At 37.0% G+C, this 21,586-nt stretch carries 16 protein-coding genes and 1 pseudogene; 9 read left to right on the top strand and 8 right to left on the bottom strand.

The window, feature by feature from the left end; all coding sequences use genetic code 11:
- On the bottom strand, positions 1 to 155 hold a 155-nt coding region (locus ACYIAM_RS12485), incomplete at its 3' end, for a helix-turn-helix domain-containing protein (RefSeq protein WP_483748493.1).
- A 329-nt stretch (positions 156 to 484) separates the two neighbouring features.
- Here ACYIAM_RS12485 and ACYIAM_RS12480 point away from each other — a divergent pair.
- Both ACYIAM_RS12480 and ACYIAM_RS12475 read left to right on the top strand, forming a co-directional pair.
- Positions 485 to 1,201 carry a replication protein gene (locus ACYIAM_RS12480; protein ID WP_483748490.1) on the top strand — a complete coding sequence of 239 codons (717 nt, stop codon included), beginning with the start codon at positions 485 to 487 and terminating at the stop codon, positions 1,199 to 1,201.
- Positions 1,198 to 2,616: a replicative DNA helicase gene (locus ACYIAM_RS12475; RefSeq protein WP_483748489.1), complete on the top strand. Its 1,419-nt coding sequence runs from the start codon at positions 1,198 to 1,200 to the stop codon at positions 2,614 to 2,616. The genes ACYIAM_RS12480 and ACYIAM_RS12475 overlap by 4 nt, the downstream gene beginning before the upstream one ends.
- A 420-nt stretch (positions 2,617 to 3,036) precedes the next feature.
- Here ACYIAM_RS12475 and ACYIAM_RS12470 read toward each other — a convergent pair whose 3' ends face one another.
- The 3 genes from ACYIAM_RS12470 to sohB all read right to left on the bottom strand — a co-directional run bounded on the left by ACYIAM_RS12470 (position 3,037) and on the right by sohB (position 7,747).
- The gene (locus ACYIAM_RS12470) at positions 3,037 to 4,632 is read right to left on the bottom strand and encodes a bifunctional aspartate transaminase/aspartate 4-decarboxylase (RefSeq protein WP_174796222.1); all 1,596 of its coding nucleotides are present in this window, start codon (positions 4,630 to 4,632) and stop codon (positions 3,037 to 3,039) included.
- Between the two features lie 29 nt (positions 4,633 to 4,661).
- A complete protein-coding gene (aspT, locus tag ACYIAM_RS12465; RefSeq protein WP_483748488.1) occupies positions 4,662 to 6,362 on the bottom strand; it encodes an aspartate-alanine antiporter in 1,701 nt (566 codons plus the stop codon).
- A gap of 275 nt (positions 6,363 to 6,637) precedes the next feature.
- Entirely contained in the window at positions 6,638 to 7,747 is a 1,110-nt protein-coding gene (gene sohB, locus ACYIAM_RS12460) for a protease SohB (protein WP_483748487.1), read from the bottom strand.
- A 140-nt stretch (positions 7,748 to 7,887) separates the two neighbouring features.
- On the opposite strand from sohB, the gene ACYIAM_RS12455 reads away from it, so the two are divergent.
- Positions 7,888 to 9,600 carry a formate--tetrahydrofolate ligase gene (locus ACYIAM_RS12455; protein ID WP_483748486.1) on the top strand — a complete coding sequence of 571 codons (1,713 nt, stop codon included), beginning with the start codon at positions 7,888 to 7,890 and terminating at the stop codon, positions 9,598 to 9,600.
- A 26-nt stretch (positions 9,601 to 9,626) separates the two neighbouring features.
- Positions 9,627 to 10,016, top strand: a pseudogene (locus tag ACYIAM_RS12450) (RnfABCDGE type electron transport complex subunit B); the annotation flags it as partial.
- Between the two features lie 45 nt (positions 10,017 to 10,061).
- Here ACYIAM_RS12450 and ACYIAM_RS12445 read toward each other — a convergent pair.
- The 4 genes from ACYIAM_RS12445 to hemG form a co-directional block, all read right to left on the bottom strand.
- Positions 10,062 to 10,316 (bottom strand): Txe/YoeB family addiction module toxin, encoded by a 255-nt coding sequence (locus ACYIAM_RS12445; protein WP_085248226.1) that lies wholly within the window; start codon positions 10,314 to 10,316, stop codon positions 10,062 to 10,064.
- Positions 10,309 to 10,563: a type II toxin-antitoxin system prevent-host-death family antitoxin gene (locus ACYIAM_RS12440; RefSeq protein WP_483748485.1), complete on the bottom strand. Its 255-nt coding sequence runs from the start codon at positions 10,561 to 10,563 to the stop codon at positions 10,309 to 10,311. The genes ACYIAM_RS12445 and ACYIAM_RS12440 overlap by 8 nt, the downstream gene beginning before the upstream one ends.
- A gap of 303 nt (positions 10,564 to 10,866) precedes the next feature.
- Positions 10,867 to 12,693 carry a ribosome-dependent GTPase TypA gene (typA, locus tag ACYIAM_RS12435; protein ID WP_483748484.1) on the bottom strand — a complete coding sequence of 609 codons (1,827 nt, stop codon included), beginning with the start codon at positions 12,691 to 12,693 and terminating at the stop codon, positions 10,867 to 10,869.
- A gap of 165 nt (positions 12,694 to 12,858) precedes the next feature.
- Positions 12,859 to 13,380, bottom strand: a complete 522-nt coding sequence (gene hemG / locus ACYIAM_RS12430) for a menaquinone-dependent protoporphyrinogen IX dehydrogenase (protein ID WP_483748492.1) — start codon at positions 13,378 to 13,380, stop codon at positions 12,859 to 12,861.
- A gap of 152 nt (positions 13,381 to 13,532) precedes the next feature.
- Between hemG and glmU the strand changes: the two genes are divergently transcribed.
- From glmU to ACYIAM_RS12405, 5 genes are all read left to right on the top strand, one after another.
- The gene (glmU, locus tag ACYIAM_RS12425) at positions 13,533 to 14,918 is read left to right on the top strand and encodes a bifunctional UDP-N-acetylglucosamine diphosphorylase/glucosamine-1-phosphate N-acetyltransferase GlmU (RefSeq protein WP_483748483.1); all 1,386 of its coding nucleotides are present in this window, start codon (positions 13,533 to 13,535) and stop codon (positions 14,916 to 14,918) included.
- Between the two features lie 3 nt (positions 14,919 to 14,921).
- Entirely contained in the window at positions 14,922 to 16,754 is a 1,833-nt protein-coding gene (gene glmS / locus ACYIAM_RS12420; RefSeq protein WP_483748482.1) for a glutamine--fructose-6-phosphate transaminase (isomerizing), read from the top strand.
- 396 nt (positions 16,755 to 17,150) lie between these two features.
- A complete protein-coding gene (locus ACYIAM_RS12415) occupies positions 17,151 to 19,028 on the top strand; it encodes a PTS mannitol transporter subunit IICBA (protein WP_483748491.1) in 1,878 nt (625 codons plus the stop codon).
- 74 nt (positions 19,029 to 19,102) lie between these two features.
- A complete protein-coding gene (locus ACYIAM_RS12410; protein WP_483748481.1) occupies positions 19,103 to 20,266 on the top strand; it encodes a mannitol-1-phosphate 5-dehydrogenase in 1,164 nt (387 codons plus the stop codon).
- A gap of 6 nt (positions 20,267 to 20,272) precedes the next feature.
- Complete coding sequence (locus tag ACYIAM_RS12405) at positions 20,273 to 20,824, top strand: MltR family transcriptional regulator (RefSeq protein WP_483564319.1); 552 nt, start codon at positions 20,273 to 20,275, stop codon at positions 20,822 to 20,824.
- The last annotated feature ends 762 nt before the right edge of the window (positions 20,825 to 21,586 follow it).

Below are 21,586 nucleotides of genomic sequence, written 5' to 3'. Positions count from 1 at the left end.
ACAGATATTTCATATAAATAGCGAGGTTTTTTTACATCTCCACTTTCAATCGCTTGATAAGATTGTTGTTTTATTCCAACTTGCGAAGCTACTTGTTCCTGCGTTAAATTTAATTCTTCTCGTCTGGCTCGGATTCGTTGACCAAGATTATTCATTTTAAAAGTCTCCATTGTGTTAAAAAAATAATACAGATAAATCTGTATTTGACAAACAGTACAAACTGTTATTTAATACAGTTATAACTGTTGATATTTAATAAGGACAAATATGGCAATGGGGGAACGAGTTAAACAAAAAAGAATTGAGCAAAATATAAGCCATCTTTTTTAGCTAATTTGAGGCGCACATAAGTCCCCTAAAAACTAAAAAACACTAAACCTGAGTGCGCGTACTTATAATTTAAAACAAGCAGGGTTCAATATTAGCAATAAATTAGTTTACAGAAAAAGTAAAAATTTGCTAAGTATTCGATGAAGGATGATTAATGCGCAATTTTATATCTAACTCATTTCAAGTTCCCAACGTTGTAATTGATGAGCTAATGGCTAACATGTCTGCCAATGCATTACGTTGTTATTTGCTCATTACTCGCAAAACTACGGGATGGGGCAAAGCGAGCGATAAAATCAGTATATCTCAATTTATGCAATATTTAGGGATAAAAGACAAGCGAACTGTTTATGCTGCTCTATCTGAATTGATAAATTTAGGTTTAGTCAATGCAATTAAAAATAATGGTGAAATTACTGAATATTCATTAGTGTTGGAAACGGCAGAACCAGTAGCAAAAAATGCAGGTACAAAAAATGCTACTGGTAGCAAAAAATGTATGGAACCAGTGACAAAAAATGCTACTACCACCAGTGACAAAAAAAGTCACTCTACAAAAGACACGATAAAAAACAATACTACAAAAAAAAATTATATTGATTTTGATTTGGTTATGGATGCATACAACGATGCTGTAGAACACAGATTACCACAAATTCAAAAAATGACCACTGCACGAAAAAACGCAGTGAAGAAATTACTCAAAGAGCTTGAACCACCAACATTCCAGAACTTGGCAAATTATTTTTATGATTTTGTAGATCAGGCTAAACCGTTTTACCTTGGCAAAAACGACAGAGGATGGCGTGCTGATTTTGATTACATCATAAAACCGAGTACATATTTGAAAGTTGTGGAGGGTACACTATGAACGTAATTCCACATGACTTAGTCGCTGAACAAGCGGTACTGGGCTCAATGATGTTAGATTTTCAATCAGATCGTTGTCAAAAAGTGATCCGTTTATTGAAAGTAGAATCATTTTATAGCAAACATCATCAAGTTATTTTTTCCGAAATACTTGAATTAAATCGTAAAAACCACCCCATTGATCTAATTACCTTGTCAAACAGTATGGAAGCAAAGGACACATTGAAAGATTGTGGTGGTTTGGCTTATCTAGCGGAATTATCTAAAAACACGCCATTCATGGTGAATGTCACCGCTTATGCTAGAATCGTTCGAGATAAAGCGATTGAACGTTACACATTGCAAAAATTAAACGACTGTATCGCAATGATTTTTGAGAAATCAAATTTATCTACTAGCGACAAAATATCAGCTATTCATACATTATTTACTCAAATTGATGACTATAACAAAACAGGCAAGTCCGCAGGGCTCAAATCATTAAAAGCAATTGCTGATAATTGGACCGAAACATTAGAAAAACGATTAGAAAATTCAGATAGCGAGCGCGGTTTATCAACTGGGATCAAAGCACTAGATGAAAAATTATCGCCTAAAGGACTTGTTCGTGGCTCGCTATTTGTCGTTGGTGCCCGTCCAAAAATGGGTAAAACCACATTCGCAATCAGCATATCGCGTAATTGTGCAATACATGAAAAATTACCTGTATTGATGTTTTCTCTAGAAATGCAAAACGAACAAATGCTTGAAAATATTCTAGCTCAAGAATCGGCTGTAAACAGCAATATTTTCTATGACGGTGGACTAAGATCGGAATCAGAATTTTCGCGTGTTATGCATCATCTAAATAAGTTAACAAACTTAGATAATATCTACATTGACGATACGCCTGCTATCACGCTATCACATATACGCGCAGAATCTCGACGTATGGCAAGAAAAAAAGGACAAATAGGTATGATAATGGTGGATTATTTAACGCTCATGGAAAAAGAAAAAATAGGTAATGATATACGTAACGACTTGGCTTATGGAGAAATCACAAAAGGCCTTAAAGCATTGGCCAAAGAGCTTAATTGCGTGGTGGTTATGTTGACTCAATTAAATCGTAATCTTGAATCAAGAGTAGATAAACGACCGATACCTAGCGACAGCAGAGATACGGGACAAATTGAACAAGATTGTGATTACTGGGTGGGTCTTTATCGCGATGCGGTTTATAACCAAAGCGCAGATAAAAATATAATAGAAATTAGTGTTGCGTTAAACCGCCATGGTGTGAGTAATTTTAAGATCTATGCCGGCATAAAGGACGTTCGTATTTATGATGTAAATCAAGCCGAATCTCACGCTAAAGCTAATCCAGAACCAGTGAAAAAAGAGCGCAAATATGCAAGCAACCCGTACAGTTGCTAACAAATTCTCAACAAAATAGCGTTTGACGACATGAGAGTGATAAGAAAATCTAGAACGAATACTATATGGTTATCCTCAACAAAATATTAGACTAGAGTTATGGTCCTAAAGTTAATCCATAAAAATAGCAAACAGATTTGTTGTTGCTACTAAAATTCAAAAAATGCGTGACTCATCAAAATCGTTGACCGAGTTATTTCCTCACTTGGTCCAACGATTCTTTGTCTGGTAAACGACTTCATTTCCTTAAAAACACCAAAACAAAAAATATAATAAAATCAATTTATTCTGAACGATTTTTGTAAGAAAATTTGTTTATTTTTGATAATAAATGATTAGATTGGGGCTATTTTTATTGGGTAATAAAAACCCTAGATAACTAGGGTTTTGGGGAATAAGTTTATTAGTCAAACTATTTAGCTATTTGTTTTTTGCTTTATACTCATCATAATATTCTTCCGCTAATTTGCGCATTGATAAACCAATTGCCGCATATTGATATTCATTTAAGTTTGCTAACGAGGCGCGAGCAGAAGGATGCTGTACAGCAAATCCTTTGCCTGGTAATAATACAACACCAGCTTCATCAGCAATTCTGAATAACATTTCAGATGGATTTTTATTTTTGAGGATCCATTTAGCAAATTTATCGTCATATAATTCTCGGCAAATATGTTCAAGATCCACTAGCGTATAGTAATCTACACTATTTTCATCTGTTTGATGTTTAAGACCTAAATGTTGATAAAGTGATGCTGCACGGCGTCGGATTAGTGATTTTAAAGCCGTTTTATAACTTTGATCGCTATCCATCATTTCGCATAATGCAAATAAAACCATTTGTACTTGTTGTGGTGTTGAAAGACCCGCTGTATGGTTTAGTGCAACCGCACGACTATCAGCCACTAATCGATCAATAAATTTTAGATTTTCTGGATCAGTAACAATTGAGCTATAGCGTTTATTTAAGATCTGTTTGGTTTTACTTGGTAACGCTTTAATCGTTTTGTCGATGACATTATCGCGTGCTGTGGCAATAACACCTAAACGCCAACCTGTCGCACCAAAATATTTCGAAAATGAATAAACTAAAATAGTATTTTTTGGGCATATCGCAAATAAAGATTGGAAGTCATCGGCAAATGTACCATAAACATCATCGGTCAAAATAATCAATTCAGGGCGTTTTTGAACGATATCTGCAATAATTTTTAGACTTTTATCATCAATTTTAACTGATGGCGGGTTAGATGGATTAACAACGAAAAAGGCTTTAATTGCTGGGTCTTCTAATTTACGCAATTCTGACTCAGGATACTGCCAATTTGCATTAGGATCAGAATTGATTAACACTTCAACTAGTTGATAGTCATTGAGTTCGGGAATTTCAAGATAAGGTGTGAATATTGGCGCACCAATGGCAATTTTATCGCCTTTTTGGATTAAGCCATTTTCTTTCATTGAATTAAAAATATAAGCCATGGCGGCTGTGCCGCCTTCAACGGCAAATAAATCGATATTATCACGATCCAGATATTGAGCGCCCATTTGTTGTAAAATATAGGCTTTAACCACATCTTCACTAAAATGTAACATTCTGTCAGGTACTGGGTAATTGCATCCCAAAATACCTTCTACCATCTCTTGTAAAAAGGCATTTTCGTCCAACCCAAGTTGGTCACGAATATAAGAAAAAGCCTTACCTAAAAAGGCAACTCCCGGAGTGTTATAGTTTTGATAAATAAAATGCTCAAAGCGTCCTGTTAGTCCAGCTTTGATTGGCATGCCGCCAACACCTTCATTTAAATATGAAAATGACATTTCGGATTCTTGGGTTGCAAACACACCTAGTTGAAAAAAAGCTTGTCGAGGCCAAGTGGCAAGAAAGTTGGGATTACCTCTTCCTGCATTTAACATTACGCGATCAGTATGACTTTGTGCCAGTTTAATTAAGTTATCTTTTAATTCAAAAGGACTTAAATTAGCATATTGACTATATTGTGTGTTATTTTTCATACATTTGTATCCTTAATTTGATATATCAATTAAACAAAAGCAACAACTAATGGGCCTAATAAAGTTAGGAAAACATTAGCTAAAGCATAAGTAATAGCAAAAGAGTTGGTCGGTGTTGAGTTGCCAGCTTTATTGAGTACTTCACCAAAAGCAGGATTAGCACTACGTGATCCAGCTAAAGCACCCGCAAATACCGCTACATTTTTATAACCAAGCACATATTTGCCAAAATAGATAGCAAGCAACATGGGTAATAAGGTCACAACCACACCAATTAGAAATAGAGATAAACCTTGTTCTTTAATAGTATTAATTGCTTGAAGACCAGAACTGAGCCCCACAACCGCCACAAAACCTGCCAAACCAAAGTCTTTTAAAAGTTGCACGGCACCAGTTGGAATATTACCGATAGTTTGATGAAGAGAACGGTACCAACCAAATAATAAGCCAGATAAAAGTGCACCACCACCTGCGCCTAATGTAATAGGAATATCGCTAACACGAATCACAATTAAACCAATAATAAGCCCAACAACAAGTCCTAACCCATGAAATATCCAGTCAGTTTTTTCACTTTTAGTAATTGGGGCACCAATTTTATCAACAACACGACGAAGATCACTGTCAGCACCATAAATGGTAATTACATCGCCCAGTTTTAAATAAATATCATTATTAAGAGGCAAAGATTGACCATCACGATGAATAGCCACAAGATAGATACCGTGTTTTAATTTCATGACTTCGTCAGAAGCGAGCACTTGCGTAAGATTTTGTCCCACATACTTGTTGTTTCGCATTTCAACATCTAGCTTGTTCATCACAACATCCATACCTGATGCTGAATTAACTTCGGTACCAAGTAAATCATGCGCCTCGATCATTGCATCACGGTGACCAACAACCAGAATGATATCTTTCGACTTTAATATTGTTTCAGGCGTTGCTTCAATAATGTTATTACCACGTTTGATACGCTCAATACTGATGCCATTCACCGTTTGTTCAACATGCGCAACCGTTTGATTGATCTTATTTGTAATACGGTATAAACGACCACTAATATCTGATAAAGCTAAATTTTGATCAGCACCCAACAAAAGTGAACCATGAAGCTGTTCAGCCTGCGCCTTAATTGCATCATCGGCAATATCTTTACCCATGATTTTTGGCAAAATATTGACGCACACAATAATGGCACCTAGTGAACCAAATATATAAGTTACCGCATAGCCAATGGTGACATTTGCTTGCATTTTGCTTAACTCTTCTGCACTTAAACCAAGTTGGCTTAAAGCATCAGAAGCCGTACCCATAATAGCAGATTGCGTTAATCCACCCGCAGCTAATCCTGCGGCAAGCCCTTTATCCAAATTAAATATTTTGGCTAATACTATTACAGTCACAAAACTTGCTACCGCAATAAATAATGCTAAAAAGATTTCGCGTAATGTTTTAACACCCAGAGAGCGGAAAAACTGAGGACCACTTTCATAACCTACAGCATAAATAAATAATGCAAAAAGAATTGCTTTAACGCCGGCGTCAATAGTCACACCAAAAACACTTAACGCAACGGCAACGAGTAACGAACCGGCGACACCACCAAGTTGGAATTTACCCATCCGAATGCCACCAATTAAATACCCTAAACTTAACGATAAAAATAATAAAATTTCGGGTGAGTGTTTAAGTCCATCTAAAATCCAGTTTGAAAGCCATTGAAACATAATAATTGTCCTCAAGCATAATGATTTGTGAATAGAAAAAGATATGTAATAGAATGGAGCCATATCCATCAATTTGTATGAATATAGGTATATATTAAATCGCAATTAGATTAATAGATATTCAGTTTTAACAATTAATGCTATCGTTAGAAGATAATATATATTGAATATTTGTATTCATTAAAAAACATATACAGTTGAATAATTAATGATTTTTTAACAAAAACTGAGGCGTAAATATAAGCCTTTACGTAACTTATATTAAAAAAGGGCTATTACAGCCCATTTCCTTGTCTAAAAAATAATTTTTCGACACTCTTTACGACGTTTTTCGAAATTCTTTCTGATAGTTTTTGCTTGCGTTGATAACTAACAGCGATAATTTTATGTGTTTTTAAATGAGATAAAATAAAGTCATCACTAGTGCTAATTTCGTCAACTAAGCCTTTATCTTTGGCTTGCGTCGCAAACCAGTGCTCGCCAGTGGCAACTTGTTCGATATCCACGTTTGGACGATACTCTTTAACAAAATCTTTAAATAAAAGATGAGTTTCTTCTAATTCCTGTTTGAATTTTTGGCGACCTTCTTCGGTGTTTTCGCCAAACATGGTTAACGTACGTTTATATGCACCTGCTGTTTGTAACTCAATATCCACATCATGTTTTTTAAGTAAGCGATTAAAGTTAGGAATTTGTGCAACCACACCAATAGACCCCACAATGGCAAATGGCGCTGCCACAATTTTGTTAGCAGTACATGCCATCATATACCCACCACTTGCCGCAACTTTATCAACAACTGCGGTAAAAGGAATATCACGCTGTCTAAACCGTAATAGCTGGGATGCAGCAAGCCCATAGCCATGGACTACCCCGCCAGGGCTTTCAAGCTTAACCACAACTTTATCCTCTGGTTTAATAACAGCCAATACAGCGGTAATTTCTTGACGTAATTCTTCAACTTCATGCGCATCCATACTGCCGTTGAAAGACAATACAAACAATTTTGGTTTTGCTTGCTGATCTGTATTACTTTCTGCTAGCTGCGTTGTATTATCTAGCGTTGACTGTTCGTCAGAATTTTCTTGCTTTTTAACTTGTTTCTTTTTTTGTTTAGCCGCTAATTTTGCCTGTTTCTTTTCAAGTTTTTTCTGTTTTTTAAGATCTTTCATAAACAGCTTAGCTTCTAGTTCGTCCATACTTGACATTAACATATCATCTTTAACTTGCTCATATTCTTGACTAATGTCTTTGACTGACAAACGTCCTGCCACCGTTGCTGACTTACGGCGTTGGCTTAATATAAAAATAAGTATCGCTAAAATTGCAATAACAACTGTTGCTGTTTCAGCTAAAAAAAGTGAATACTCAGAAAACCAATTCATTTAACTATTTTCCTTTTATTGAATGTATTGAGTTATTATAACAAGATAATTGTGACTTGTGCCGAAAATCAATAAAGATAAAATTGTCGCTTTATTCGGCTATTTAAATTATTTATACTGATAGTCCAATTTATTGTTAGATGAGAACTAATATGCCTTTACGCCCAATTACTGAAATCGCTAAACAATGCAACATTCCAGAAGAATTTGTCCTGCCTTATGGCAAACACGTGGCAAAAATCGATTTATCCATTCTTAAAGCCAACCAAAGCAAACCTAACGGCAAATTGGTGTTAGTTACCGCTATCACGCCAACTCCACTTGGTGAGGGTAAAACGGTGAATACTATCGGGCTAAGTGAAGGCTTAAATTATATTGGTAAAAAAGCCATTGCTTGTATCCGTCAACCAAGTTTAGGTCCTGTATTTGGTGTAAAAGGTGGTGCTGCTGGCGGTGGTCAAGCCGAAGTATTACCAATGGAAACTTTAAATCTACATTTAACTGGTGATATTCACGCTATTACCGCCGCCCATGATTTGGCATCAGCCGCATTAGATTCGCGCCTTTATCATGAAGAACGCTTGGGCGATGAATTTACCGCACAAACGGGCTTGCCGCGTCTTAATATCGATGTAAATCGCATTGTGTGGAAACGCGTGATGGATCATAATGATCGTGCACTTCGTAAGATTACCGTTGGTGTTGGTGGTGGTGTTAATGGCATTACACGTCAAGATGGCTTTGAGATAACCGCAGCGTCAGAACTTATGGCAATTTTAGCATTAGCCTCAGATTTACACGATATGCGAGCGCGTATTGGGCGTATTATTTTAGCTTATAATACTCAAGGCGAAGCGATTACCGCGGAACAACTTGAAGTTGCGGGCGCTATGACAGTGTTACTTAAAAATGCGATTAATCCAAACCTGATGCAAACAGTTGAAAATACGCCGGTACTGATTCATGCAGGACCTTTTGCTAATATTGCCCATGGCAACTCATCAGTCATTGCCGATCGCATTGCTTTACAACTTGCCGATTATGTCGTAACCGAAGCTGGTTTTGGCTCAGATATGGGCATGGAAAAATTCTTTAATATTAAATATCGCCAAGCAGGAATAAAAGCCTCATGTGTGGTACTTGTTGCAACGGTTCGTAGCTTAAAATCTAACAGCGGTAAATATAATATCAAACCAGGGCAAGCGATTCCAAAAGAAATCTCAGAATCTAATGTGGAGCTGCTTGAAATTGGTGCGGCTAATTTAGCATGGCATATCAACAATGCTAAAAGTTATGGGCTACAAGTGATTGTTGCTATTAACCGCTTTCCACACGACAGTGAAGAAGAACTAGCCTTTTTACAAAAATATGCAATTGAGCATGGGGCGTTTGCTTGTGAAGTGAGTGAAGTTTTCACTCAAGGCGGTAAAGGCGCAGAAAAACTGGCTGAGCATATTATCAAAGCATGTGATATGCCAAGTGAGATCAAATTACCTTATCCTGACAACATGTCACTTGCTGATAAAATCCAAACTATGGTAAAAAAATACGGTGCCAACAAAGCTAATTTATCAGCACAAGCACTGGAAAATATCAAAGAGATCGAAGCATTAAAACTCGATCATTTGCCTCTTTGTATTGCTAAAACCCCCATGTCAATTAGTGCTGATGCCAATCTAAAAAATGTCCCTACCGATTTTGATGTTGATATTAGTCACTTAGCGATATCTGCTGGTGCTGGTTTTATTCGTGTTTATGCTGGTAATGTAATGACCATGCCAGGACTAGGCACTAATCCTGCTTATAGACAAATTGATATTGACAAAGATGGTAATATTGTAGGTTTAAGTTAATGCAAGAAGTGATTATGCAAACCCAACAACAATATAAAGCATTTATTGACGAAGAAAACTGTATTGGCTGTGGCAAATGCATCCGTGTTTGCCCAACTGATGCTATTGTCGGTAGCAAACAAGTATTGCACACAATACTGCCACAGTTATGTACTTCGTGTAGTAATTGTATCAATACTTGCCCAACAGACTGTATTACATTAAGTACGTTAGGCCGCGTATTGAATGAATCAGAAGAGTTAGCGCTAACTCAGAAAAAGCAACAGCGATTAGGCCATAATCAGTTAGTTCCACCAACCATTTTGTTTCCAGGCACTATGCCGACGACAAACAAGATCAGCACCCCCACTGATCGTAAACAGTCAATAGCTGACGCCATTGCCAGAGTAAAAGCCAAAAAAAAACTCGCTAAATAGCGGGGTTCAACAATCTGAGCCAACTTTGTTGGCTACTTTCTAGTTTCAATAATGATAACGACACGATAGAATAATAATGCAATTATTTTCAATTTTATATACTAATCTATGTTCACTATCAATCCTTCTTGACCAATAGCCAGATAAATTAAACTTTAGGCTTTCGGGCTTACCTAGGCCAGAAAATGGTGTTCTGCTAATATCTTTAAGAAGTTCATTGATGCGTTTAATCATTTTTTTATCAGTTTTCTGCCAATATAGATAATCACTCCAAGACTCATCAGAAAATAATTTATTCATCGTTCAACTCATGCTCTTGCAATTTTCCACTATTAATTTGTTCTAATGAACGCAACAAATGAACTGCATTTGCAGGCGAACGATATAAGCGTGCTGTTTCTTCTAAAGATGAATATTCTTCATATGACATTAAGACACAATTATCTCCATTCTGACGTGTAATAATAGTTGGCATTCTGTCATTTACAACTTCATCCATTTTTGCTGATAAATTTGCTCTCGCTGCTGAATAACTAATATGCCTCATAATATTTCCTCATTGAAAACTTAATTAATCTGCAAACATTGTACAAAATACTTGTACAACATCAACTTTTATTTTCCTTAAATTATAAAAAAATGATAAAAAAAATAGACCAGTCGCAGGGAAAAAATAGCTTTTAGCGTTCTCATTGAGCACATTGAAAACAATATCGTTTATTATTACAATAGACGAAAATTAAAAGCTTATTTTTGAAAAAAAATAAACCCCGAATTGTATCGAGGTTTGTTATTAAGTCGACCTCGCTAAGCAGCGAGGTTTTCGTATTACGGTAGCATTAATACTACATTAGTCTTTATTACCACTTCTATACGCACGTTTACGGTCATTTTCAGTTAAATGACGTTTACGTAAACGGATCGATAATGGTGTAACTTCCACTAATTCATCATCATCAATAAACTCTAATGCTTGTTCTAATGACATTTTGACTGGTGGTGAAAGTGTTGTTGCTTCATCGGTACCTGATGCTCGCATGTTGGTTAATTTTTTACCGGTTAGACAGTTAACCGTCAAATCGTTTGAGCGAGTATGAATACCAATAATTTGACCTTCATAAACTTCAGCACCATGACCTAGGAATAATTTACCACGATCTTGTAAGCCATATAGCGCATAAGCTAATGCTTTACCAGTACCATTTGAAATCATTACGCCATTATTACGTTGACCAATTTCGCCTGGACGAACATCATCGTAATGACTAAAGGTAGAATAAAGCAAACCGGTACCTGAGGTCATGGTCATAAATTCAGTTCTAAAACCAATAAGCCCACGGCTTGGAATGACATAGTCTAAACGTACACGACCTTTACCATCTGGTAGCATGTTTGTTAGGTCTCCTTTACGTAAGCCAAGTGCTTCCATCACTGAACCTTGATGTTGTTCTTCAATATCAAGCGTAACTTGTTCGAATGGTTCTTGTTTTTTACCATCAATTTCTCTAAAGATAACTTTAGGACGAGAAACCCCTAGCTCATAACCTTCGCGGCGCATATTTTCGATGAGTACTGACAAATGCAATTCACCACGACCAGAGACTCTAAAGGCATCGGGATCTGGCGTTTCTTCGACACGAAGAGCAACATTATGGACAAGCTCTTTATTTAAACGCTCAAGAATTTGACGAGAAGTGACATATTTACCCTCTTTACCTGCAAATGGTGAGCTATTGACATTAAAGAACATGGTTACAGTTGGTTCATCAACAGTTAACGCAGGTAATGCTTCAACGCAGCTATTATCACAAATTGTATCGGAGATACCGAGTTCACCAAGACCCGTTAATGCAATAATATCGCCAGCTTCGGCAACTTCAGCTTCATAACGTTGTAGTCCTAAATGACCAAGAACTTGCCCTACTTTGCCGGTCCGTTTATTACCTTCACTATCAACGATAGTTACTTGTTGATTTGGTTTAACGCGACCACGTTTAATACGACCAATACCAATAACACCAACATAATTATTATAATCAAGTTGAGAAATTTGCATTTGGAATGGCCCGTCTAAATCTACTTTTGGAGGCTCAACATATTTAACAATCGCTTCAAATAATGGCGTCATATCTTCAGCCATATTTTCATGATCTAAACCTGCGATCCCCATTAATGCTGAAGCATAAACAATAGGGAAATCTAACTGTTCATCAGTAGCCCCTAAATTAACAAACAGATCGAACACTTGATCAACAACCCAATCAGGACGTGCACCGGGACGATCAACTTTATTGATAACTACAATCGGTTTTAAACCATAAGCAAATGCTTTTTGCGTTACAAAACGCGTTTGTGGCATTGGTCCATCCATTGCATCAACAAGCAATAGTACAGAATCAACCATCGACATAACACGTTCAACTTCACCACCAAAATCAGCATGTCCTGGGGTGTCAACGATATTAATTCGGTAACCATTCCAATCAATAGCGGTATTTTTAGCTAAAATGGTAATACCACGTTCTTTTTCAAGCGCATTAGAGTCCATGATACGTTCGTTATCGTCACCACGTAGATTATCTAACGTACCCGACTGTTTTAATAACTTGTCAACCAAAGTCGTTTTACCATGGTCAACGTGGGCAATAATGGCAATATTTCTTAAATTTTCAATCACAATTAAAATTCCAATTAGGAGACACATTCTATAGGCGCGGTATTGTACACCTTTTTAGCCGAAATGTTGATCTATATCACAAAGTTTATTTAAAAGAACTTGAAAAGTTGATAAGTTTAGAAAAATATCGATTTATTTGTGAAAAAGTTTCAGGAAACTATGCGTTTAAGTATAAAACTGATCGGCAAACTCATCTACCTTTGTCCAATCAGTATATTCAATCATTGGTTTTGTCACATCAGTATCGCCCTTTCCTAACCACATAATCAAACGGATCATATTGCGATCAAACCAATTATATTGTGGATAATACAGCGCGCCAGCAAAAACTGCAGTAGTGGTTGGCTTCCATGCTATTTTAGCTAAGAATTTTTTGGTGTATAAATTCGTTTCTGGCGTATTTTTATTGGGTTTTCTTGCCACCAAATTTACCCCAAAAAATCCAGACTTCATCTTATTTAATTGCTGATAATGCTTATCAATAAACGCTTTCATCACTTTGCTATAAAACCCATAACGAATCGAACAACCCAATAAAGCTGCTTGGTATTGAGTTAGATCGATTTTAGTATCGGGTAGCAGTTCAATAATGTCGCACTCACATTTACCATAAAGACGCGATTTTATACGTTGCATAATCTTAAGTGTTTGTTTTTCGTGTGTGGTATAGAGTAATAAAACTTTCATCACGGAATTCATAACATGACCTCCTTTTTTGTTAAACCCATTGGTAAATATCAATATTACTTTTTTTATGATAAAAATTAAAAGATTGTGGATGATTTCACTAAAAACTTTGATTATAGTATTAGGCTAATTTAACCAGACTGGAACTGATTATGGCAATTTCACCTCCAAAACTGAGTGCTATTATTTTGGCGGCAGGAAAAGGCACACGGATGTATTCCAACCTACCTAAAGTTTTACATAAAATCGGCGAAAAACCGATGTTACAACATGTTATTGATACAGTTCAACAACTTAATACTAATCGCATCAATATTGTTTATGGCCATGGCAAAGAACAACTTGAAGAAACACTCAAGAATCAACATGTGCAGCTGGTTTATCAAGCTGAACAACTCGGCACTGGCCATGCTGTTCAACAAGCTATCCCTTATATTCAAGATGATGAAGATATCTTAATTTTATATGGCGACACACCTCTTATATCGGTTCAAACGCTACAAACTTTAATTGCTAGCAAACCAAAACAAGGCATCGCATTATTGACGGTAATACTCGATAATCCAACTGGATATGGACGCATTGAACGCCACAATGGTAAAGTCGTTGCCATTGTGGAACAAAAAGATGCCACCCCTGAGCAACAAAAAATCAATGAAATTAACACCGGTATCATGCTCGTTACTGGCAAATTATTGAAAAATTGGTTATCTCGTTTAACCAACAATAATGCACAACAAGAGTTTTACTTAACCGACATTATTGCTTTTGCGCACCAAGATGGTTATGACATATTAACCTCGCACCCAGTACAACCATTTGAAGTTGAAGGCGTCAATAATCGACTGCAATTGGCAACGTTAGAACGGCGATATCAATATCAGCAAGCTCAACACTTATTACTCGCTGGTGTGACACTGCTTGATCCAAATCGCTTTGACTTACGTGGCACACTCTTGCACGGCAAAGATGTCACCATTGATTGTAACGTGGTTATTGAAGGCAATGTCACATTAGGTAATAACGTATTTATTGGTGTGGGATGTATCTTAAAAAATTGCACGATTGATGATAACTCAAATATCAGTCCGTATAGCATTATTGAAGATTCAACTATCGCTAAACAGTGTACTATCGGCCCCTTTGCTCGCCTACGACCTGGCTCACAACTTGACGAACAAGCCCATGTCGGCAATTTTGTTGAATTAAAAAAAGCGCATCTGGGCAAAGCAACCAAAGCTGGGCACTTAAGCTACCTTGGCGACAGCGAAATCGGCAGTAATGTCAACATTGGTGCAGGCACTATCACTTGTAATTATGATGGCGCCAATAAATTTAAAACTATTATTGAAGATGATGTGTTTGTCGGTTCTGACACGCAATTGATAGCACCAGTAAAAGTGGGTAAAGGAGCAACTATTGCAGCAGGCACAACCGTTACCAATAATGTAAATGATAACGAATTGGTCGTAAGTCGAGTTAAACAAAAACAACTTGCTGGTTGGAAACGACCTGCAAAGTTAACTAACGAGGAATAAACTATGTGTGGAATCGTGGGGGCTATCGCCAAACGTGATGTTGCTGAAATATTATTGGAAGGTCTAAAACGATTAGAATATCGTGGTTATGACTCAGCAGGACTGGCAATTATTTCACCAGACGGCGAACTGCAACGCGTTCGCCGTGTTGGCAAAGTGCAAGCACTAAAAGATGCCATTGCAAAACATTCACTACAAGGAGCTACCGGAATTGCGCATACTCGATGGGCAACCCATGGCGAACCAGTTGAACATAACGCCCACCCACATGTATCTGGCTTTATCGCTGTCGTGCACAATGGAATTATTGAAAATTTTGAACCATTGCGTGAAAAGCTGATCGCCAAAGGCTACCAATTCCGTTCAGAAACCGATACCGAGGTTATTGCCCACTTAATTCATGACATTATATCAACCGAAGATTGTTCCTTATTTGACGCCGTGCAAAAAGCTATCCCGCAACTACGAGGCGCTTATGGCACAGTCATTATGGACACGCGCAACCCAGATATACTAGTTGCAACGCGCTCCGGCAGTCCTTTAGTTATTGGTTGTGGCATAGGCGAGAACTTTATCGCATCAGATCAATTAGCGCTATTACCTGTCACCCGCCAATTTATCTATTTGGAAGAAGGTGATACCGCACTTATTACACACCGCACAGTGACAATCTTAGACAAGAATCATCATGAAGTAACAAGGCCATGTATAGAATCTGATGCAAAATATGATGCGGGTAGCAAAGCAGGCTATAGTCACTATATGCAAAAAGAGATCTACGAACAGCCTAATGCGATTAAAAATACCCTTGAAGGTCGTATGGCGCATGGTAAAGTGGATTTATCAGAACTGGACGATAATGCAAAAAATATACTAAAGCAGGTTGAGCATGTGCAAATTGTTGCCTGTGGCACCGCTTATAATGCCGGTATGGTGGCGCGCTACTGGTTTGAAGCCTTAGCAGGTATACCATGCGATGTCGAAATTGCCTCAGAATTTCGTTACCGCAAACCCGCTCGTCGCAAAAACAGTCTATTTATTACTCTTTCACAATCAGGCGAAACCGCAGATACACTCGCTGCCTTGCGATTGGCGAAAGAAAACCATTACTTAAGTACCCTTGCCATCTGTAATGTAGCGGCATCCACACTCGTGCGTGAAGCCGATTTCGTTTTATTAACCAAAGCAGGGGTTGAAATTGGTGTTGCATCAACTAAAGCCTTTACCACACAATTAACGGTTTTATTGCTACTAGTTGCAAAATTAGGACGTTTAAATAATATGGCACAAAGCACCGAGCAAGCAATTGTCTACGCCTTACAAACCTTGCCAAACCGCATTGAACAAGTGCTTATGTCTGAACCACAAATTAAAAAATTAGCAGAGCAATTTGTTGATAAACATCATGCGTTATTCTTAGGGAGGGGCGATGAATATCCAATCGCTATGGAAGCTTCGTTAAAACTCAAAGAAATCTCTTACATCCACGCCGAAGCTTATGCTGCAGGTGAACTCAAACATGGCCCTCTTGTATTAATTGATGCGGATATGCCAGTGATTGTGATGGCACCAACCAACGAAATGCTAGAAAAACTAAAATCCAATATCGAAGAAGTGCGAGCACGTGGCGGTCAACTGTATGTCTTTGCCGAGCAAGATGCGGGTTTTGTCAGTGATGACACCATGCACATCATCAATCTACCCCATATTGAAGAACTTACCGCACCAATCTACTACACAGTGCCCACCCAACTACTGGCGTATCATGTTGCTTTGCTCAAAGGCACTGATGTTGATCAACCTCGTAATTTAGCAAAATCGGTTACCGTGGAGTAAAGCCCGCTAGATTAAATGTGGGGACTGATGGTATGGTTTTGAGATCGTAATCAAAACTAAAGTTCTCACATAACATCAACGAATACTAAAATTTTTACTGTGACAAGTTTTCCAGTGATTTTTTATCATGGCGCAAGGCTTTGTTAACAAGTTTGGCAAAGTTCACTTATTTTGTAAAACAAGTTTCAGGAAAACATACGTTTTAGTCTATTGGACTTAAAACTTTGCTTTTTATACCAAGTAAATGTGATCTTAATCACAAAAATAAAAAATGGAATGGTTTTAACAATGTGATATTCATCACACTTATCAATTTTTTTTGATGAATCGAATAACAAAATCCCTCTACAATAACTGCATAAAGATTATACCAATCAATAAGGAAAGATGAATATTATGACAACCTCAAACATCAAATTGAAAGTCCAAAATTTTGGGCGATTCTTAAGTAATATGGTAATGCCAAATATCGGCGCGTTTATTGCTTGGGGATTTATTACCGCTATTTTTATTCCAACAGGCTGGTATCCAAATGAAACGATTGCCAAGCTAGTTGGACCTATGATTACCTACCTATTACCACTATTGATTGGTTATACTGGTGGTAAATTAGTTCACGGTGAACGAGGTGCAGTGGTTGGTGCAATCACAACAATGGGCGTCATTGTTGGTTCAGATATTCCCATGTTCTTAGGAGCAATGATCGTCGGCCCACTTGCTGGCTGGGTAATAAAGCAATTTGATAAAAGTGTAGACGGTAAAATCAAAAGCGGTTTTGAAATGTTAGTCAATAATTTCTCAGCGGGTATTATCGGTATGCTACTTGCGTTGCTTGCTTTTTTCGCAATTGGTCCTGCTGTCGTTATTGCATCTGGTAAATTAACTATTGCCGTTAATTTCTTAGTTGAGCATAATTTATTACCTTTAACGTCGATCATTATTGAACCCGCTAAGATCCTTTTCTTAAATAATGCCATTAACCACGGTATATTCTCACCATTAGGTATTCAACAAGCGGCTGAACATTCTCAATCTATTTTCTTTTTAATCGAAGCCAACCCTGGCCCTGGCTTAGGTTTATTACTCGCTTATATGTTTTTTGGTAAAGGATCAGCAAAAAGTTCAGCCAGTGGCGCAGCAATCATTCACTTCTTTGGCGGGATCCATGAAATTTACTTCCCCTATGTATTAATGAATCCACGTCTTATTATTGCGGTCATTTTAGGAGGAATGACAGGCGTATTTACTTTAACATTATTTGGAGCAGGATTAGGTTCACCCGCATCACCAGGTTCAATCATCGCCGTTCTTGCCGTCACACCAAAATCATCTATGCTTGGCGTAATTTTTTCTGTCATTGCTGCAACTACGGTTACTTTTATCGTTTCTGCGATTTTATTAAAAACAACCAAAGAGACAGACAAAAGTCTTGAAGATGCAAAATCGAATGTTTCTGCAATGAAAAACGAATCAAAAGGTATTACAAATGGAATACTTGACTTAGCTAAAGTGAAAAAAATCATTGTGGCTTGTGATGCAGGAATGGGCTCTAGTGCTATGGGAGCAGGTGTGTTACGCAAAAAAGTACAAGATGCCAATCTCGATATTTTTGTCACTAATTTAGCAATCAATAACCTTCCTAATGATGTTGACATAGTTATCACGCATAAAGACTTAACCGATCAAGCCAAACAACACGCTCCAAACGCACATCACATATCATTAACCAACTTTTTAGACAGTCAATTATATAGCCAATTGGTTGCGGATCTTTTAAGTTCACAAGCGAGTAGTTTAGCAAGTGAAACGATACCTAGCAGCAACCAATCCACTGATAATGCCCCCCTATTTAAATTATCAGAACAAAACATTTTTTTAGGGCTAACCGCTAAAAACAAAGAAGAAGCCATTCGTTTTGCCGGGCAAAAATTGGTCGATAATGGTTATGTTACCCCTGCCTACATTGAAGCAATGTTAGCGCGTGAAAAATTAACGTCCACTTATTTAGGAGAATCAATAGCTGTTCCACATGGTACTATTGAATCAAAAAACGACGTTATTAAAACCGGCATCGTATTTTGCCAATATCCAGCTGGTGTTCAATTTGGCGAAGAAGACAACGACAAAGCGAAAATTATAATAGGTATTGCTGCACGTAATAATGAACACCTTGATGTCATTGCAAAACTCACTAATGCTCTTGATGATCAAGCCATTATTACCAAACTGGTTAACACAACAAGTATTGAAGAGGTACTTGCTATTTTAAGTTAATATCACAATTATCGTTCCCACTTAACAAGTGGGAAACCATTACCACTTTTTAAATTTAATTAAGGATTATTATAATGCAAGCATTACATTTTGGCGCAGGTAACATTGGGCGAGGTTTTATTGGAAAATTACTATCAGATGCTGGCATACAGGTCACATTTGCCGATATCAATGAACAAATCATCACTGCAATCGCTAAGCGCCGTGAGTACCCCGTCAATGTTGTTGGCGAACAATCCACCACTGAAATAGTCAAAAATGTCGATGGAATTAACAGCACCTCTAATGAAGTGATCGATTATATTACCAAAGTTGATTTAATCACCACCGCCGTGGGTCCGCAAATTTTAGCGCGCATTGCTTCAAGTGTTGCGCAAGGGATTATTGCAAGACATCAACAAGGCAACACCAAGCCACTGAATATTATTGCTTGTGAAAATATGGTTCGTGGTACTAGCCAATTTAAACAAGAAATCTTCAAATCACTACCAAAAGATCTTCATCAATGGACAAATGCCCATATCGGTTTTGTCGATTCTGCGGTGGATCGCATTGTACCACCTGCAACATCAAAAACAGGCGATATTTTAGAAGTCACTGTAGAGACTTTTTCTGAATGGATTGTTGATGAAACGCAGTTTGTAGGGCCGATTCCAACCATTACAGGTATGCAGCCTGTTGACAATTTAATGGCTTTTGTTGAGCGAAAACTATTTACCTTAAATACAGGTCATGCGATTACGGCTTATTTAGGTTTCTATCATGGTATTGGCACCATTCGCGATGCAATTTTAAACGAAAAAATTCGGTTAATTGTTCGTGGAGCAATGGAAGAAAGCGGCTTAGTACTTATCAAACGTTACAATTTTGATGAACAAAAACACATGGCTTATATCGAAAAAATCTTAAACCGCTTTGAAAACCCGTATTTACATGATGATACTTCACGTGTTGGTCGGCAACCAATGCGTAAATTAGGCGCTGGCGATCGTTTAATTAAGCCATTGCTTGGTACTTTTGAGTATCAAGTTAAAAATACTAACTTACTAATCGGTATCGCAGCCGCTCTCAACTATCGTAATAGTGATGATGAGCAAGCGGTTGAACTGGCAAAACTCATTACTGAAAAAGGAGTTAAACACGCTTTTTGTCAAATCGCTGGGATTGATGTTAACAATTCTATTGTTAAGCAAATTGAAGAAATTTATACTACAATGCAAAATCGTCAATTTACATAACACCTAATGCCAGAATCGATATTACAAGAAGATGCGATATTAGAAAAACTCAACCAGCAAGCTGATATTCACAGCTTGCTAGCCGTTGCCATAAAATTAATCAATGATAATGTCAACAAATTAATTCTTAAAGTCTTTCGAAAAGAACCTCATGCCATTAAATTTGTCATCCCTTCATTAGTTGGTAAAAATGGACCACTCAATGATACTTCTGTTTGCTTAAAACTGCTTTATGTGTTGGGGATTATTTCTCGTGAAGATTACGAAGATATAGAATTGCTGATTGCTATTTTGGACGAGCTAGAACAAGACGACAGGCAATATACTTATTTAGATGATGAAATTTTGGGACCTATTAGTTTATTACATGATATGGTGTTACCACCAAGCTGGGAATCGCAACACGAAAAAGCCAAACAATCTGGCATTGTCGATACGTTAAAATCTTCCATGTACCAAAACCGCTATCAACAAATGATTCGCTCAGCGTTAATTATTGCTATTACCGAACTGACGTTACGCATCATAAATAAAGAACATATCAACTACTTTCCATAATGGCCAATTCGTTTGCTAAATGTTCATTTATTTCAACTCAAAATAAATGAAACTAAAAATAGCTATTACTGCATCCGATATACAAAACACATATAGTTTTTTGTTACTGATCTTTGGTTAAGACCTTTTTATTTTTTTGCTTTTCAAGCGCTTCTTTCGCCTTAGATTCGGCCCTTATACTATTTATTATCAGGATGCTTCATTTTTTCTTTATGCATCAGTCAATTGTAACTCTCTTTGCCTTAATTATTCATTCTATGATATTTTCCGTAACACACTTTTTACCTTTGATTATTTCTTGTTAAAAATATTCAGGATTCTATACCGTTTCAGCGTGTAACTATTTTAAATGCAATCATTTAATAAATTATTTTTGATAAAGAATAAGATTGCTTAAATCCCTTATTTAACAAAGGGATTAAGCCGCTATCAGTTACTAGTTTAACTAACTGAAATTATTAACATTAAACAATATTTATTTAACATTTTTTTAAAAAAGATTAAATTTTACACTAAAAATAGTGTATACTTTTTAGCTAAACCGCCTGTTATTTAAACTTAATAATTAAAATATCAGTGTTAAATAAAAAAATAACTAAAAATAACACAGATTAATTTTTATAAACTGGATATAAGGAGGAAAACATGTCAAATGAACTTAATCGTCTTTTGGGGCAACTCGGGGACGGGTTTAGCGATTTAATGGCGGGGTTGAGTGGGGTTAGCCATAATCGCTATACCTTAACGGTTGACGGGCTGGGC

The sequence above is a fragment of the Gilliamella sp. X-60 genome, assembly GCF_057063585.1.
This window is presented reverse-complemented; position numbering and strand designations above follow the sequence as displayed.

Excerpts from the sequence above, each read along its gene's own strand:
- sohB (WP_483748487.1), bottom strand. The coding sequence starts at position 7,747 with ATGAATTGGTTTTCTGAGTATTCACTTTTTTTAGCTGAAACAGCAACA.
- hemG (WP_483748492.1), bottom strand. The coding sequence starts at position 13,380 with ATGAAAGTTTTATTACTCTATACCACACACGAAAAACAAACACTTAAG.
- ACYIAM_RS12455 (WP_483748486.1), top strand. The coding sequence starts at position 7,888 with ATGAGAACTAATATGCCTTTACGCCCAATTACTGAAATCGCTAAACAA.
- ACYIAM_RS12445 (WP_085248226.1), bottom strand. The coding sequence starts at position 10,316 with ATGAATAAATTATTTTCTGATGAGTCTTGGAGTGATTATCTATATTGG.
- ACYIAM_RS12440 (WP_483748485.1), bottom strand. The coding sequence starts at position 10,563 with ATGAGGCATATTAGTTATTCAGCAGCGAGAGCAAATTTATCAGCAAAA.
- aspT (WP_483748488.1), bottom strand. The coding sequence starts at position 6,362 with ATGTTTCAATGGCTTTCAAACTGGATTTTAGATGGACTTAAACACTCA.
- glmU (WP_483748483.1), top strand. The coding sequence starts at position 13,533 with ATGGCAATTTCACCTCCAAAACTGAGTGCTATTATTTTGGCGGCAGGA.
- ACYIAM_RS12470 (WP_174796222.1), bottom strand. The coding sequence starts at position 4,632 with ATGAAAAATAACACACAATATAGTCAATATGCTAATTTAAGTCCTTTT.
- ACYIAM_RS12415 (WP_483748491.1), top strand. The coding sequence starts at position 17,151 with ATGACAACCTCAAACATCAAATTGAAAGTCCAAAATTTTGGGCGATTC.
- ACYIAM_RS12405 (WP_483564319.1), top strand. The coding sequence starts at position 20,273 with ATGCCAGAATCGATATTACAAGAAGATGCGATATTAGAAAAACTCAAC.
- ACYIAM_RS12475 (WP_483748489.1), top strand. The coding sequence starts at position 1,198 with ATGAACGTAATTCCACATGACTTAGTCGCTGAACAAGCGGTACTGGGC.
- ACYIAM_RS12480 (WP_483748490.1), top strand. The coding sequence starts at position 485 with ATGCGCAATTTTATATCTAACTCATTTCAAGTTCCCAACGTTGTAATT.
- ACYIAM_RS12410 (WP_483748481.1), top strand. The coding sequence starts at position 19,103 with ATGCAAGCATTACATTTTGGCGCAGGTAACATTGGGCGAGGTTTTATT.
- glmS (WP_483748482.1), top strand. The coding sequence starts at position 14,922 with ATGTGTGGAATCGTGGGGGCTATCGCCAAACGTGATGTTGCTGAAATA.